Source organism: Nioella aestuarii (genome assembly GCF_050896395.1).
In the GTDB taxonomy this organism is placed as follows: Bacteria; Pseudomonadota; Alphaproteobacteria; order Rhodobacterales; family Rhodobacteraceae; genus Nioella; species Nioella aestuarii.
On record NZ_JBPBBA010000037.1, the window covers coordinates 14,246 to 29,222 of the forward strand.

A 14,977-nucleotide genomic window follows, 5' to 3' on the forward strand; every position below is an offset into this window, starting at 1 on the left:
CGCCTTCCGTGAATGGGTCAGAGGGGCAGGCGCTGGGCAGTGCTGCCAATCCTGAGACACATATCAAGGAGAAGCGCGGCAGGGTCAAGGTTGACCGCCTTGCCCCGCCGGGCGCGCGACGTCAGATCCGCAGACAGATCGGCCCAAGCGCGGCCTGCATACATATTGGGCGCAAGGCGGGTCAGCAGATCGGCCTCGCCCGGCAGGATTTCCTGCGGCGGCTGGCCGATGGCCCCAGTGCGCGCCAGTCGCGACATCATCCGGTCCATCAGGTCGAGCGTCAGCTCGAACCGCGCTTCGGCCCCACGCGCGCCGCCGTTGTCGGCCAGTTTTGTCGCGCGCGTGCGGTCCATGCGGGGCAGGGTGGCGAACAGCTCCATGATCTCGGCGTAGAGGGTCAGGCCCTCATGCTGGATCAGCGCCACAGCCTCGCCTGCCGATCCCGCGGCAAGCTCCGCCAGCGCGGTGCTGTCTGCGGCCTCGATCCCGGCTTGCTGCAGGGCGCGCCCCATATCCTCGGGACCAAGCGTTCCGAGTGTCAGCGTGCGGCAGCGAGACCGGATGGTGGGCAACAGGCGTGAGGGTTGATGCGAGACGAGCAGCAGCGTGGCGTTCTTTGGCGGCTCCTCCAGCATCTTCAAAAGCGCGTTGGCGGCGTTCTGGTTCATCTCTTCGGCAGCGTCCACGATCACCACGCGACGGCCATTTCCCCCTGCGGAGAGCCCGAAGAAATCCTTCATCTTGCGGACTTCATCAACCGTGATCATGGTCTTCAGTCGCTTCTTTTCACGGTCCCATGGTCGGCGGATCAGACATAGACCCGGTTCAGACAGCGCATGAATGCGATGCGCGACAGGGTTCTCTGGCGAAATGTCCAGCCGGTCAGGTGGCGGAGGAGCGCCGAAAAGCGCGTCGCCTTCGTCCATCGGTGTGGCCAGCAGAAACCGCGCGATGCGCCAGGCGAGCGTCGCCTTGCCGATGCCCTTGGGGCCGGTGATCAGCCAGGCATGGTGCATTCGGCCCGAATTGTAGGCGTCGAGAAAGGCGGCCTCTGCGGTGTCATGGCCAAATAGGTCATGGGCCTCACGCGGATGCGGCGCCCCTTCGGCGCGGTCGGCCTCTGGCAGCTCTTCGGCTTCGCCAAGGGTCTTCATGACAGCTCCGCCTGAACGATGGCCAGAACATCCGCAGCCACAACGTCCTGGGGCCGGTCGCCGTCGATCACTCGGAATCGCGCGGCGAATTCCTGCGCAAGACCGAGAAACCCCGCGCGCATCTGTTCCTGAAGCTCCAACCCGAAATCCTCAAACCGTTCCTCGGTGCCATTGCGGCCCTTGGCGCGGGCCAGCCCCTTGGCCGGGTCCATGTCGATCAGTAGCGTTAGGTCAGGTTCACGCCCGATCATCAGGGAATGCAACGCATCGACCTGAGCGCGCAGGTCGCCGCGTGACAGACCCTGGTACATGCGGGTGCTGTCGGCGAAGCGATCGCAGAGCACTATCTTTCCGGCGTCCAGAGCGGGCAGGATCGTGCGTTCCAGATGATCCCGGCGTGCGGCAGTAAAAAGCAGGATCTCGGTTTCTGCCGACCAGCGGTCGGGGTCGCCTTCCAGCACCAATGCACGGATTTCCTCGGCCCCGGGCGAGCCGCCCGGTTCGCGGGTCAGAACAACCTCGTGGCCCACGGCGCGCAAGGTTTCTGCCAGCACGCGCGCCTGGGTGCTTTTACCCGAGCCATCAATGCCTTCAAACGAGATGAACATCAGCCGGCCAGCGGGTCGCTGCCGCCGAACACCATCTGCATAACCTGTTCAAAAGCGGTGCGCAGGCGCAGGCCGATCCCGGCGGTGCCGACGTCCTGCGTGGCCAAGAGTGGGACGCGGCGTTCTTCCATATCGGGCACGCGGATCACCAGTTCGCCCAGTTCCTGACCGGCGACAATGGGGGCCTGAATTGGGCCGGAATAGATCACCTCGGCTTCCATCTCGCTGTCCAACAGGGCGGGCAGCAACATCGTGACACTTTCCGCAGCGGCCATCCCGACGCTTGCCGCGTCACCCAGGAAAACCTCGGCCTGCGCCACTTCCGTGCCCTCTGTCACGACCTCGCGTTCGGCGAACTGCCTGAAGGCCCAGTTGACAATGCGTTCGCTTTCGCGCGCCCGCGCCTCGGCACTATCCAGTCCCGTGATCACGAAGGTCACCCGGCGGTTTCCCTGTGTGGCAGAGCCGACCAGGCCATAGCCTGCTTCCTGCGTATGGCCGGTTTTCAGGCCATCCGCACCGATCCCCAGCCCAAGCAAGGGATTGCGGTTGAAGCGGTTGTCGGGTGCGCGACCGTCAAATTCGAACTCGCGGATATTGAAGTAGTGATAGTATTGCGGAAATTCCGTGATCAACCGCTCTGCCAGGATGCCCAGATCACGCATCGACATAACATGCCCCGGCACTGGCCAGCCATTGGAGTTGCGGAAGGTAGAATTCATCATCCCCAGCTGCCGCGCCCGTTGTGTCATGAGGTCTGCAAAGCCCTCCTCGGTTCCGTCGGGCGACAGAGCTTCGGCCAGAACGGCGGTCGCATCATTGCCGGACAGAACGATAACGCCGAGGATCAGGTCCTCAACGCTGACCCGATCACGGGTGTTGAGGAACATGGTCGAGCCGCCGTAATCCATCGCATGTTGACTGACCGGCAAAAGCGTATCCAGCGACAACCGCCCATCTTCCAGTGCCTCGAAAACCATATTCAGTGTCATGAGCTTGGACATCGAGGCCGGGGGCAGCGGCACATCGGCGTTGATGTCGAGCAGCACCTGCCCGGTGTTGTGGTCGATCACGTAAGCGGCACTCGCCTCGGTCTCAAACGCGGCAGCGGGCAGGGCCAATAGCCCGAGGATAAAAGCTAGAACGAAGTGAAGCCGGGCTAACATGGGTCCTCTATTTGTAGATCAGTTGGTGACGAAATAGGCGTCGGCAAAGCCGAGCCCGCGCACGGTTTCCCGCATACGATTGCGTTCGGCGGTGGTTTGGGCCGGCCCGATGACCACGCGCCAGAAGTCGCGGCCGCTGCTGGTCTGTTCATGGACTATGGGCGTCAAGCCCGCGTCACGCATAGTTTGGGCGGTGCGTTCGGCATTGGCCTCTACGCTGAAAATCCCGATCTGGATATAGGGCCGATCAAGGCTGCTGGTCTGTGGCGCCGGGGCGGATGTCTCGGCCTCGGCTTCTGCCGCGTCGATGGCAGCTGCCGCGGCACTGATCGGGTCAATTGTGGTGGTCTCGATTTCACCGGTCGGTGCGGCGGATGCAGCGGCGGGGGTCGGTTCCGGATCTGTAACCTCTTCGCGACGCAGGGCGGTGACGTTCAACTCGGTCGGTGCACCGGCCACCATGTTCAGGGCGGCGGCAGCATCGGACGAGACTTGCAGTACCGGGCCGGGATTGTCCCGCTCGCGCCGGAACAACGCGCCGATCACGAAACGGCCATTGGCTTCGTTGCGTATGATAACCCGCTCGGGATCGGTAGCATCAGGATGTGCAACCCAGACCCCGCCAAGCGAAGGCCGCCCGTCCCAAAGCCCCTGATCGGTGACCTGGAAGACCTCGGGCGCTTCGACATCGCGCTCTACCAGCCGGGTTGAACCCGCCCGCTCCGACGCGGATGCGCCACCGCCGCCAGCGCCTTGGCCGAAGGGCAGCTGAAAGCCGTCGTCACAACCCGCAAGCACGATAACCAGGGCCAGCGCCCCGGCAATCCGCATCGGATGTCTGTCGCCCGTCAGGAAGTTCATCATCTTTCCCCTGCTCTGCCGCCTTTCAGCGCTTTTTAGCTGCGCTTTTTCCAAGGCGTCACCGTCCATGCCGCCGGGTCCGGCCCGGCCATTCGCGCAGAGGATACAGCTTCACCCGCGCGCTGCAAACCCATCCTTATCGCAATCGGCAACATCCTGCGGTTACAGTGCCGTCATCGACCACTTTCAGAATCGCAAAGAGGGCGATATGGGAAGCTTCCGACCCAGCCGGAGGAGTGGCAGAGTGGTCGAATGCACCGGTCTTGAAAACCGGCGTGCGTGAAAGCGTACCGTGGGTTCGAATCCCACCTCCTCCGCCACCCACATAACCCTTTGATATTAATGTAAAATACCCGCGATTTCCCTTCGGAATTCCCGCGGGTTAGGCCTGTTTGGTGCTGGTAGAGACGCGTCTCCGGGGCGGGATGCGGTTCATTTCGCCTGCGAGTCTCTGATGCAAGCAACCCGCGGGTCAGTTTTCGGGTGTGATTTCCCTGCTCGCAGGGAATTTGCAGGGAATTTTTTCGGATTTGGGAGGTTGTCGGAGGCTTTGGCCGCATTTACTCCAGCAGTTCCAATGCCTTGGAAGAGATTTCCCTGCTGGGCCAGGCAGGGAACTTGCAGGGAAATCGCACGAGCAGCACTGAACGTTGTACAGCGGTCCTGACGCGCGTGCTCATCATCCTTCAATGAACCGATCAGGCGAAGCCGTAGCGGCGCTCCTGCTCGTCCCAATTCAGTGGAACCTGGTCGCGGATGATGCGCTCGAGACACAGCTCAGGTGGCTGGGTTCCATCGCGAAGGGCGCGCTGGATCCTGGGAGAGAGGAAAGCCAGCTTCAGGCGATTCCGGATGAAGACTATCTGCTGCTGTTCTGCCGCGGCGATCGTTCCGAGTGAGGTCCCGGACCGGATGGCCTCTGCCCAGGTCAGGGCCCTGGAGAGCGTGTGCAGCAGTCTGGCATCCGGAGCGGGTGTGGGCGTGCCCACGATCAGCTTGGCCTCCTGCCCTCGGCGCCGGCGGTCGAACCGGGTCGAGAGCGTGGCCAGATCGGGATGCAGCGCGTCGGCACTGAGATCGAGCTCCTGCGCTAGGGTCGCAGGGTCCAGGGCAAGCTCCATCGATCCGCTGGGTGTGAGTCTTCCGGACACAAGGAGGGATCTGATGAGGTCCCTGTCCTTGGAAGCGATCTTCCGGACCAGGGCATTGGCGGCGTCGAGCCTCTCTTGATCGCGCCGCAAATCCGGGCGATGGGTCAGGGCGCGGGCCTTTGCTGCCTGCGTCAGATGCTGAGCCAGGGCTGTTGTAACGGCCGTTTCCAGCCTGGGACCAGGGAGGCGCCAGGCCGTTGGATCCGGGCCTCCGCTCAGCAGCCGGTTCGAGATGTAGTAGCGATGCTGTCGTCCCTTCCGGGTGGTATAGGTTGGTGTGAGCCGATCGCCTGTCTCATCCCGCAGCTTGCCGGTGAGGAGTGATGCCTCGGCATGCACTGCCGTTCCTCTCCGGCCTCTCGGCTTGTGCGCCCCCTTTTGCAGCTTGTCCTGGACCCTGGTCCAGAGGTCCTCAGGGATGATCGCAGGATGTCGCCCCGGCCAGGTCTTGTCCCCGTGTCGGATCAGGCCGCGATAGATCGGGTTGGTCAGGATGTGGTGGATCTGCCCGCGCGAGAAGAGCTTGTCCCCTGTCACCCGCCCATCCGCATAAGCGCGCCGTTTGGACCGCAATCCGAGCGCATGGGCTCTGCGGGTGACACCAGCCAGGCATCCGATCTCGTCATAGAGCTCGAAGAGCCCTGTGACGGTCTCCGCCTCTGACCTGTTGATCACCAGTTCGCGCTTGTCCCGGTCGGGATGAGGATCGTAGCCGATCGGGGCCAGGCCACCCATCCAGAGCCCCTGGCGCTTGGAGGCCGCGATCTTGTCGCGAATGCGCTCCGCCGTCACCTCCCGCTCGAACTGGGCAAAGGAGAGCAGGACATTCAGGGTCAGGCGTCCCATGGAGGAGGCGGTATTGAAGGATTGCGTGACCGAGACGAAGGAGCAGCCCGCGGCCTCAAGGCGCTCGACGAGCTTTGCGAAGTCGGTGAGCGACCGGGTGAGGCGGTCGATCTTGTAGACCACGACCATGGCGATGCGGCCGGCATCGATCTCGGTGAGGAGCCTTTGCAGGGCCGGTCGGTCCAGGGTGCCACCCGATTGTCCGCCATCGTCGAACCGATCCCGGGCCAGGATCCAGCCTTCCTGCTTCTGGCTTGCGATATAGGCAGCACAGGCCTCATGCTGGGCATCGAGCGAGTTGAAGCTCTGCTCGAGACCTTCTTCGGAAGACTTCCGGGTATAGATCGCGCAGCGCAGCTTTGTGCCGGTCATGGCCTTTGCTCCTTCCGTCCGAAGAAGCGGGGCCCCGACCATCGGGCCCCGGTGATGGCGCGGGCGATCGCAGAGAGGGATCTGTATGACTGTCCGCGCCATTCGTAGCCAGCCTCGGTCACGATGACCTCATGGGTCACGCCGTTCCATTCTCGCAGCAGTTTGCCGCCAGCGGGCAGCGTCGCGCGAGCCCCCCTCTGTCCTGGCGCAGACTGCACCTCCCGTGAAAGATCCTTGGCAAAGCCTTTGGGCAGACCGCCCATGCGCCGGGCCTGGATCTCGAAAGCCAGGAAGGACCGCATCAGGGGCTGGCTCAGGTTCTTTGGCACGGGCCCATCGAGGAGGGTGGACCAGGCGGCGAGGAGCGTCGTCCGGTCCATGTCCTCCAGATCCGACAGAGTAAGTCGCCTCATGCTTGAGCCGTGTCTCTGACCAGGCGGTAGACCGGGGGCCCACCCTCCTTGGGCGATGGATGCTTCTCGATCTGGCAGCCTGCCTTGCGCAGTCCGCTCAAGGCGGCCCGTACCGAATGCGCCTGCCATCCCGTCGCTTTTTGCAGGGCGCCAATATCAGCGCCTGATTTGCGCCCGAGCAGTCTCTGCACAGTGGCGATCTTGGTCTCGCGCGGCTTGGTCTGGCTCGATGTCGTCATGACAGTCTCCTGTGTCCTGCGAGGCGGCGGAAGGCAGCCCCGTCACCGAGCGGAGCCCGGGGGGAGACCGGGCGTGTGCACATGGACGCTCTGTTCGCCAACCAAGTCCAGTCGAATGTCATGGGATACGAGGAATTAAAGCCCCCGCCTTCGCGTTTGTCAACCAAATCAATACTTTACATGAATTTTGTGTTGACGGGATTCGACCCGAATCATAGTATGGAGACATCGGAGCAGGAGGCTTCCGAACCCACTAGAGGATACAATCGCGACCCATTTGGGACGCGTTGCTGGGTTGGCGTCTCCGGGTCTGAAGACAGCGTCGCCACAGCGCCCCGGAACACGAGAAACCAGGAGGTGGCATGGCGAAACACGCGCATCCCCCCAAACCACAGACATCCAATGCCAAGGGCCTGTCCAAGGTCCCGCGACAGGAGAGCGCCGATGGGTCATCTCTTTCGAGGAAAGCGCCATCGGGCTCTGTCACGACCCGGCGCAACGATCCCTTTCCGGATTGTACGCTGCTCTCGATTGCCGTTGATCAGATCGATGAGGCCCCCCGCCGCGCCCGGCGTGCTCTGAAGGGGCAGCGCCAGAAGGTCAGGCGGGCCGTTGAGCGCTTCGGCTTCCGCGTTCCCATCCTCGTGAAGCCTGCAACAGAGCCGGGACGATATGAGGTTGTAGATGGCCATGTGCGGCTGGCTGTCGCGCGGGATCTCGGTGCGGATGCCGTGCCTGCGCTTAGTGTCGGCGATTTGCCAGATGCAGAAATCCGACGCTTGGCCTTGTCCCTGAACAAGCTGCAAGAGTCCGGGGAGTGGGACCGGGAGGTCCTCAAGCTCGAGCTCGAAGAGCTCTTCTCGATCGACGGGGATCTTGAGATCCCGGGGTTCGAGATGCCCGAACTTGAGGCGCTGGTGTTCGAAGAGAGTGATATCACGGAGCCGGATGCTGCGGATGCGGATGACCTGGCAGAGTTGGCGGCGCAACCGGCGGTCACGCAGCCTGGGGATCGATGGATTCTCGGAGATCACAGGATCTTCTGTGGCTCTGCTCTGGACGGGGACGAGCTTGATCGCTTGCTGGAAGGTCGCATGCTCGACGCGGTCTTCACCGATCCGCCCTACAATGTGAAGGTCAATGGTCACGTGCGAGAGGCCAAGGGTGGCTTCCGGGAGTTTGCGCAGGCTTCCGGAGAGATGAGCCGGGAAGAGTTCGTGGCCTTCCTGACCCAATCCCTTGGCAATGCCGCCGCCGGCCTGAAGCCGGGTGGGGTGATGTTCATTTGCATGGATTGGCGTCACGTGGGCGAGCTGCAATCTGCCTTGGAGGCCCTGGGCCTGAGATGTCTCAATATCTGTGTCTGGGTAAAGGACGCCCCCGGTATGGGAAGCCTTTATCGCAGCCAGCATGAGCTGGTCTTCGTGACCCGGAAAGACGGGGCCTCGCACCAAAACAATATCCAGCTTGGCACCTATGGCCGGAACCGCAGCAATGTCTGGCACTACGCCGGGGCGACGGGCGGACGCCGGGATGAAGATGATGACTTCAACCTGCATCCCACTGTGAAACCCCTCCGGATGGTCCGGGATGCGCTCCTTGACGTGACAGGGCAGGGGGATCTGGTGCTGGATCCTTTCCTGGGGTCCGGGACGACGCTTCTTGCTGCGGAGCGGTGTCGGCGGCGCTGTATCGGGATCGAGCTGGATCCCGGCTATGTCGATGTGGCGATCCGCCGTTGGCAATCTCTGACCGGTGAGACGGCCGTTCATGCCGAGACCGGGCGCAGGTTTGCGGCCATGGAGGGCGAAGCAGTGGGCACCCCGCCGCCCCCACCATCTCACAAGATCGAGGAGGACTTCTGATGGGCACTCAAGAGACCCCTGGGGACGACTACGAGGTGGGCTATGGCAAGCCGCCGAAGCACACCCAGTTCAAGAAAGGGCAGTCTGGCAACCCGAGTGGCAAGGCCAAGAAGGAGGCCTCGCTGCAGGCGACGCTCGAAAAAATCCTCAACACAAAACTGTCTGTTACGAAGAACGGGCAACAGGTGCAGATGACCAAGCTCGAAGCTGCCTTGGAGATGCTGGTCCAGAAGGCAACGAAGGGTAGTCACCAACATCTGAAGCTTCTCATTCAGCTTGCCGATGAGGGTGAGGCCCCGCTTGGCCCCGAGGCGGACTTGGTTTTGGCGGACGCGGATCTCGCGGTTCTGAAGACTCATGCTGATTGGGTCGGGCTTGTAGAGGCGGTGGAGGAGGAGCTGAACGCCCAGAAGGAGGACGGGCAGGAACAGGGAGGCGAGCACGATGACTGATCCATCTGCGGCCATAGTCGTGCGGTCCTTGTATCGGCAACTGCTGTTCCCCTTCGTGCAGCGGGCATTCCTGGAACTGCGGCCTGGCACCCCGTTCCATGAAGGCCCCCACGTCCGGGCAATTTGCCATGCCCTGGAACGCGTCGAGCGCGGCGACGTCAGGCGTCTTCTGATCCTGATGCCACCCCGCCACCTGAAATCCTTCTGTGCCAGTGTCGTCTTTCCTGCCTGGGCCTTGGGGCGGAACCCAGCCCGGCGGATCATTTGCATGAGTTACGGCCTCGATCTTGCCGAGGGATTCAGCCGCGACAGCCGTCGGCTGATCGATTCAACCCCCTACCGAGGTGCCTTCCCCGGCCTCCAGCTGGACCCGAAGCGAAGCTCGGTTGAAGAACTCAGAACCCTGCGAAACGGCTTTCGCATGGCGACATCCTCCGGTGGCGCGTTGACAGGGAAGGGCGGCGATATCCTGATCCTCGATGATCCCTCGAAAGCGGCAGACGTGGCCTCTGAAACCCAGAGAGACAAGGTCCATCAATGGTTCACCGACACGGTCATGACGCGTCTGGACAATCCCAAGTCTGGCGCTGTCATCGTGGTTGCGCAAAGGTTGCACCATGATGACCTGCCGGGCCGCCTCATCGCCACCGGGGGCTGGGAGGTTCTGGAGCTTCCGGCAATCGCGCCGTGCGACTGTGATGTGCCCATGACCGACAATGTGGACTGGAACCGTGAAAAGGGCACTGCGCTCTTACCCGAGCACATGGATATTCCTCAGTTCGAGGAAAAGCGTCGGGAGGTGGGGGCCCGGGCCTTCGAAGCCCAGTACCAGCAGGCTCCGCAACCGGCCGGGGGCAGTATCATCAAGCCAGAGTGGTTTGGGGAAATCCCCCCACACCTGAGGCGTGGCGATTACGAGGCAATCATCCAGAGTTGGGATACGGCCGCAGTGCCGGGGGAAACCAACGATTACTCGGTCTGTACGACCTGGGGTCTGCTTGGCAATCATGTTGATCTGCTCGACGCCTATCGCGGCCAGCAGTTGCAGCCAGATTTGCTGCGCATCGCCACGAAGCTGCGGGAGAGATGGAAGCCGAACCTCATCATGGTTGAATCAGTCGGAGTGGGGACAGGCTTTGCTCAGCAGCTTGAGCGGCAGGATCGCAAAGGTGTCCGATGGTACACCCCAAAAGGCTCGAAGGTCGATCGCATGGTCATCCAATCGCCCAAGCTGGAAGGCGGCCAGGTTCGCTTGCCGAGGGCGGCCCCCTGGAAAGAACGGTTCCTGGCCGAGGCAGCCGCCTTCCCCAACGGCAAATACGATGACCAGGTCGACTCCATGTCCCAGGCGCTTTTTGCCCTCGACTGCAACCTTTTCGAAATCAGGCACTGCTCAAGGTTCAAGGGGCCGGGCTACCCCAGGGCGCGGGTATTGTACCCCAGGGACCAGAGGGGGCACGGTTAAGTCGATTAGACCGAGGTGGATCGCACCTATATTCGAAAACTGTCAGGCTCATAACCTGAAGGTCGTAGGTTCAAATCCTACCCCCGCAACAAAAATAATCACTATAGATCAACACGTTGATAGCCGCCCAAGGGCGGCCTTTTGCGTTCGCACTAAAGCCGTGGAAGCACTGTGGAAGCACGCGAAGGCTGTTCGGCGATGTAGCAGGCGCGCAACAGTGGGCGTGAGCGATGTTGGAAGCTTCCGGCCCAGATGTATGTACCGGCTGCTGTCCGCAAATGATTTCTAGCATGTTCTCGGAAGTCGCTCATATGTATCCGGCCTGTTGATCGACACGCGGGTCGTGGCCTTGTTGGGGTTACGCACGCGCCGTGATCTCATTACCGGACAGGTCATTGTCGACCATTTGGGCCGTCAGAGAGAGTGTCCGACCTTTTGTGTATGAGTGATCCGGTTCATGCTTCACCGAAAGGAAGCAAGAATGACCATCTCGAAAGAAATCCTGGATGAACTGCTGAAGGGCGTGGAGCGCCCTGAAGACCTGCTCGGCGATGCCGGGCTGATGAAAGAGCTGAAGATCAAGCTCATGGAGCGGATGCTGGGGGCCGAACTGACCGCGCATCTTGGCTATGAAGAGGGCGAGAGCGCGCCGCCGAGCCAATCCAATCGGCGTAATGGCACATCGACGAAAGTGCTGAAAGGCCAGGACGGGGAGATGCCGGTGGCGATCCCGCGAGACCGGGACAGCAGCTTCGAGCCGGAACTGGTGAAGAAAGGCCAGACGCGGATCGACGGGATGGATGACAAGATCATCGGCCTCTATGCCGCCGGTCTGACGGTGCGGGACATCCAGGCCCACCTGCTCGACCTCTATGGCCTGAAGGTCTCGCCCGACCTGATCAGCCGCGTCACCGATGCGGTGCTGGACGAGGTCCGGGAATGGCAGAGCCGGGCGCTGGACCGGATGTATCCCATCGTGCTTTTCGACGCCCTGCGGGTGAAGATCCGCGACGCGGACAGCCGGACGGTGAAGAACAAGGCCGTCTACGTGGCCCTCGGCGTTACCCGCGATGGGAGCCGCGAGGTTCTGGGCCTGTGGATCGCCGAGAACGAAGGTGCCAAATTCTGGCTCTCGGTGATGAACGAGCTGAAGAACCGGGGCGTCCAGGACATCCTGATCGCCGTCGTGGACGGGCTCAAGGGCTTCCCTGACGCGATCACCGCCGCCTTTCCGGACGCCATGGTACAGACCTGCATCGTGCATCTGGTGCGCCATTCCCTGAACTTCTGCTCGTGGAAGGATCGCAAGGCTGTGGCCGCCGATCTGCGCCGGATTTACAGCGCCCCGACCGCCGGGGCGGCCGAGGCCGAGCTGGATGCCTTCGAGGAAAAATGGGCCGGGAAATACGCCTCCATAGCCCCGGCCTGGCGGCGGGCGTGGCAGGAGGTGATCCCGTTCTTCGGCTTCGATCCGGCGATCCGGAAAATCATCTACACGACGAATGCCATAGAAAGCCTGAACCGCGTGATCCGGAAATCCATCAAGACGCGGGGCTCATTCCCAACCGACGAGGCCGCAACCAAGTTGATCTACCTCGCCATCCGCAGATTCCGAACGCAGTTCCTTGACCTCAGGCGATGTCGCCTGTCGGGCGGTATCCCCGGCCAAGCGTTGCTTGCCCGCTTCAAGGAATTCCTTCGACCACGTGTAATACAGGCTCTCACTGATGCCCTCACGACGGCAGAGCGCGGCAATACTCTCTTCGCCGCGCAGGCCCGCCAGCACGATCCTGATCTTCTCTTCGGCGGAATATTGTTTGCGCGTCTTGCGGCGGATGCCTTTGACCAGCTTGTCAGCCGCGTCCTTCGATGTTCCGGATTTCTTGTTCATCTTCGCTCCATATTGGCTGCGATGAACCAGAAAACCTCCGTTACGAAAACCTCAAATCTGTCCCATAGGCGCTGACGTCAGACAGCCAGATTGTCCGCTTTCTAGATCACTAGTAGTTTTTAGGCTTCGACCATCGACCCGATGATGGCACTTTTCATAGAAGTGCGCTGTTCCTCGTTCTTTTTCACTGCCGTCGTATTGAATATAGGCATTCTGAAAAGCCTCCTCAGAGGCATTGCGATATTCTTCCTCTGTAACTGAAAATGTAGCGCCAAGAACATCTTTGAAGCAGTCCGGTGCCTTAATGCAGTGCTTCTGATGATGCCTCTTCAGGTTCGGAACACTCCATTCTGGAGTATCTGCGGTGATCATCGTCCTTGCTCCAACTCGGGTTTCCATTCCTCAACTGTAGCGGATACGGTTTCGTTTGCGCACTCAAGATACCTACAGAAAGCGTTCGCCAACTGCATCTGCCGCGGAGTCCGACATTCCGCCTCGAAGACTCTTGGCGACGCGACCAAGACCGCAACACACTTCGCCCGCGAGATTGCAACGTTGAAGCGGTTTGCACTGTATAGGAACTCCATGCCCCGCGGTGCATCAGCATGGCTCGATGTTGCCATCGAGTAGATCGCTAGTCACCACCCTGCCCCGCCGCAAGCTGAGTTTGTCTGACAATGCCGGGCCAGTCGCTCTCAAGCGAAGTTCCTTTGACACTGCCGGCGGCGCGGTTCAGGCCGCCTGGGACAGGGCGCGACGCCCGAAGACCTGCAAGCTGGCGCATTGTCACACAATAGGAGAGCAACTCCAGCGCAAGTGGTTAACCAAACAAATCTACGTGGCCGCTGTTTTGATGTGTCCCGGAAGATGATCGATCACCGTCAAGCAAGCCTCCGGTTCCCAGAAATAGTAGATACGCAGACACTTCTTGGGGTCACGCGTGTTTCCACCGTTCTTCACATGCCAATCGACATCATAAGGCCGCCCTCGCCAACTTGTCTTGTACGTATCGCCACCACACGGCGAATTTCGGACACCATTCTCAACTTGAACATCCCTCAGGCTTCCACCGCCGTCGATACGCCGCTCATGGTGTTCGGTCGCTAGCCAAGTTACTGCACGCGCAACTGCCTCAACATCTTCGAATGCAGGCGATTTCACCATGCGACGCGCCGAAGGGGTCAGTACAACCCGATCCGGATACGTCCCATCTATCCAGTCGGCGAACTCGCTCCATGCTTGAGGTAGAGGCGGTTCCTCAGTTGGTGTCGTCCCACCCTTTTTGATAACTTCTTCAAGGTGTCTGACACGATATAGAAGCGACCTGTGCTCCTGTTCTGAAGCCGAAGCCCGCGCTTCAGCAGCTTCGGCGACCTCGATGTAGCCGTCGACCTCTTTGTCTTTCTCCTTGATCTGTTCTTCGAGGCTCTCGATCAGTTCATTCGCAGTAGCGATCAGATCTTCATCGGGCGCTTCGACGTCCTTCATCGCGGCGGTTTTGAGGCGCCGGCTGGCCGTCTTCACAGAAGCGAAATCAAGAACATCCCGACCAAGTCTTGTCCCGGATACGCTCAGTTGTGCTATTGCCCTACGCAACCAGATGGCACTTGCCACGCCTTCGCCGTTTCTGAGGCGGTCTGCAAGAAACAGGCGGTGGCGAAATGGGTCATCGGTCACGGAGAACCCAGGCATGTAGGCCCGCACAGCGCCACCAAACACGGAGCGGTACTTCCCAAACCTGTTGGTCAGCACCCATGTTAACTCTGCTGGAACGCGAACAACGCGCGCCATTCCCGTAACTGCACGCGCTAATACTACGTCATCGACCAGGCTGGTTCCGATTTCCGAGGTCGTAACGACTATTACGGGCAAACGCCGTTCCTGGTCTTCCAGATGGTCGCAGAGGTCTTCTGCTGCGTTCTCGGTCTCTATTGTTTGCGGCTCGGAAATTAGCTTACGCCCCGCCCTGACCAGCCCCGGTGCCTCTGCTATTTGCAGAATCAGTCCGGGCACGTGCGGCTCGACCTGAAGCTCTTGCTCAGTGGTGCTGGCGATCAGCCGAGCACTCAGGAAGGGCCGTTCGCCTAGTCGTCCGCCTATCACCAGTTCGGTGGACCAAATCCTACCCGCGACATTCTTGTCAGGGTCCTCGGCGCGGAGCGCCCAGATGTCCAATTCATCGGACTTGATGTGGACCGCTGCACTATTCCTGCCACCAGTCACCATTTCAAAGTCTTCAAAATCCCAAGCCTGCCGCGGCAGACGGGCACCTGCTCGCTTCGCGGCCCATTTCAACGCCGCTTCTCGAGCGCTTTGGGTCGCTACGGCGAAGTCTTCGCCATCCAACTGGCTTGATACCCGCAATACCTCCAGATCGTGGACGGCGCGAGGCATGCTGGCCGCAAGGGGCGAAAGCGCTTCGGAAAATGCATTGGTCATTGCGCAAAATTAGGTAAGCGAAGCCTGTAATTCAATTCAGAAACCCCCATAGCAT

At 61.0% G+C, this 14,977-nt stretch carries 12 protein-coding genes, 2 tRNA genes and 2 pseudogenes; 6 read left to right on the forward strand and 10 right to left on the reverse strand.

What is annotated here, in order from left to right; genetic code table 11:
- Positions 1-17: 17 nt before the first annotated feature.
- Genes ACROHD_RS17090 through ACROHD_RS17105 form a run of 4 tightly spaced genes read right to left on the reverse strand, consistent with a single transcriptional unit; the run spans position 18 to position 3,792 of the window.
- On the reverse strand, positions 18-1,154 hold the full coding sequence (locus tag ACROHD_RS17090) for a DNA polymerase III subunit delta' (RefSeq protein WP_432679590.1): 1,137 nt from the start codon (positions 1,152-1,154) through the stop codon (positions 18-20).
- The gene (tmk, locus tag ACROHD_RS17095; protein WP_432679591.1) at positions 1,151-1,762 is read right to left on the reverse strand and encodes a dTMP kinase; all 612 of its coding nucleotides are present in this window, start codon (positions 1,760-1,762) and stop codon (positions 1,151-1,153) included. The genes ACROHD_RS17090 and tmk overlap by 4 nt, the downstream gene beginning before the upstream one ends.
- Positions 1,762-2,928: a D-alanyl-D-alanine carboxypeptidase family protein gene (locus ACROHD_RS17100; RefSeq protein WP_432679593.1), complete on the reverse strand. Its 1,167-nt coding sequence runs from the start codon at positions 2,926-2,928 to the stop codon at positions 1,762-1,764. The genes tmk and ACROHD_RS17100 overlap by 1 nt, the downstream gene beginning before the upstream one ends.
- 18 nt (positions 2,929-2,946) lie before the next feature.
- Positions 2,947-3,792: an SPOR domain-containing protein gene (locus ACROHD_RS17105; RefSeq protein ID WP_432679609.1), complete on the reverse strand. Its 846-nt coding sequence runs from the start codon at positions 3,790-3,792 to the stop codon at positions 2,947-2,949.
- Positions 3,793-4,019: 227 nt separating this feature from the next.
- On the opposite strand from ACROHD_RS17105, the gene ACROHD_RS17110 reads away from it, so the two are divergent.
- A tRNA-Ser gene (locus ACROHD_RS17110) sits at positions 4,020-4,109 on the forward strand.
- A 378-nt stretch (positions 4,110-4,487) separates the two neighbouring features.
- On the opposite strand, the gene ACROHD_RS17115 is transcribed toward ACROHD_RS17110, so the two are convergent.
- Genes ACROHD_RS17115 through ACROHD_RS17125 form a run of 3 tightly spaced genes read right to left on the reverse strand, consistent with a single transcriptional unit; the run spans position 4,488 to position 6,810 of the window.
- A complete protein-coding gene (locus ACROHD_RS17115) occupies positions 4,488-6,158 on the reverse strand; it encodes a recombinase family protein (RefSeq protein ID WP_432679594.1) in 1,671 nt (556 codons plus the stop codon).
- Positions 6,155-6,571, reverse strand: coding sequence for a DUF2924 domain-containing protein (locus ACROHD_RS17120; protein WP_432679595.1), 417 nt, complete (start codon positions 6,569-6,571; stop codon positions 6,155-6,157). The genes ACROHD_RS17115 and ACROHD_RS17120 overlap by 4 nt, the downstream gene beginning before the upstream one ends.
- Positions 6,568-6,810 carry a DUF3489 domain-containing protein gene (locus tag ACROHD_RS17125; protein ID WP_432679597.1) on the reverse strand — a complete coding sequence of 81 codons (243 nt, stop codon included), beginning with the start codon at positions 6,808-6,810 and terminating at the stop codon, positions 6,568-6,570. Before ACROHD_RS17125 ends, ACROHD_RS17120 begins: the two co-directional genes overlap by 4 nt.
- Positions 6,811-7,172: 362 nt before the next feature.
- Between ACROHD_RS17125 and ACROHD_RS17130 the strand changes: the two genes are divergently transcribed.
- The 5 genes and pseudogenes from ACROHD_RS17130 to ACROHD_RS17150 form a co-directional block, all read left to right on the forward strand.
- Positions 7,173-8,675: a DNA methyltransferase gene (locus ACROHD_RS17130; RefSeq protein WP_432679599.1), complete on the forward strand. Its 1,503-nt coding sequence runs from the start codon at positions 7,173-7,175 to the stop codon at positions 8,673-8,675.
- Complete coding sequence (locus ACROHD_RS17135; protein WP_432679600.1) at positions 8,675-9,127, forward strand: DUF5681 domain-containing protein; 453 nt, start codon at positions 8,675-8,677, stop codon at positions 9,125-9,127. The genes ACROHD_RS17130 and ACROHD_RS17135 overlap by 1 nt, the downstream gene beginning before the upstream one ends.
- On the forward strand, positions 9,120-10,592 hold the full coding sequence (terL, locus tag ACROHD_RS17140; protein WP_432679601.1) for a phage terminase large subunit: 1,473 nt from the start codon (positions 9,120-9,122) through the stop codon (positions 10,590-10,592). Before ACROHD_RS17135 ends, terL begins: the two co-directional genes overlap by 8 nt.
- Positions 10,579-10,680, forward strand: a tRNA-Met gene (locus ACROHD_RS17145). Before terL ends, ACROHD_RS17145 begins: the two co-directional genes overlap by 14 nt.
- Before the next feature lie 393 nt (positions 10,681-11,073).
- Positions 11,074-12,204 (forward strand): annotated as a pseudogene (locus ACROHD_RS17150) (IS256 family transposase); the annotation flags it as partial.
- Here ACROHD_RS17150 and ACROHD_RS17155 read toward each other — a convergent pair.
- The 3 genes and pseudogenes from ACROHD_RS17155 to ACROHD_RS17165 all read right to left on the reverse strand — a co-directional run.
- Positions 12,199-12,483 (reverse strand): annotated as a pseudogene (locus tag ACROHD_RS17155) (transposase); the annotation flags it as partial. The pseudogenes ACROHD_RS17150 and ACROHD_RS17155 sit on opposite strands and share 6 nt — an antisense overlap.
- A 51-nt stretch (positions 12,484-12,534) precedes the next feature.
- On the reverse strand, positions 12,535-12,855 hold the full coding sequence (locus ACROHD_RS17160; protein WP_432679602.1) for a hypothetical protein: 321 nt from the start codon (positions 12,853-12,855) through the stop codon (positions 12,535-12,537).
- A gap of 462 nt (positions 12,856-13,317) precedes the next feature.
- A complete protein-coding gene (locus ACROHD_RS17165) occupies positions 13,318-14,922 on the reverse strand; it encodes a hypothetical protein (RefSeq protein ID WP_432679604.1) in 1,605 nt (534 codons plus the stop codon).
- Positions 14,923-14,977: the final 55 nt, after the last annotated feature.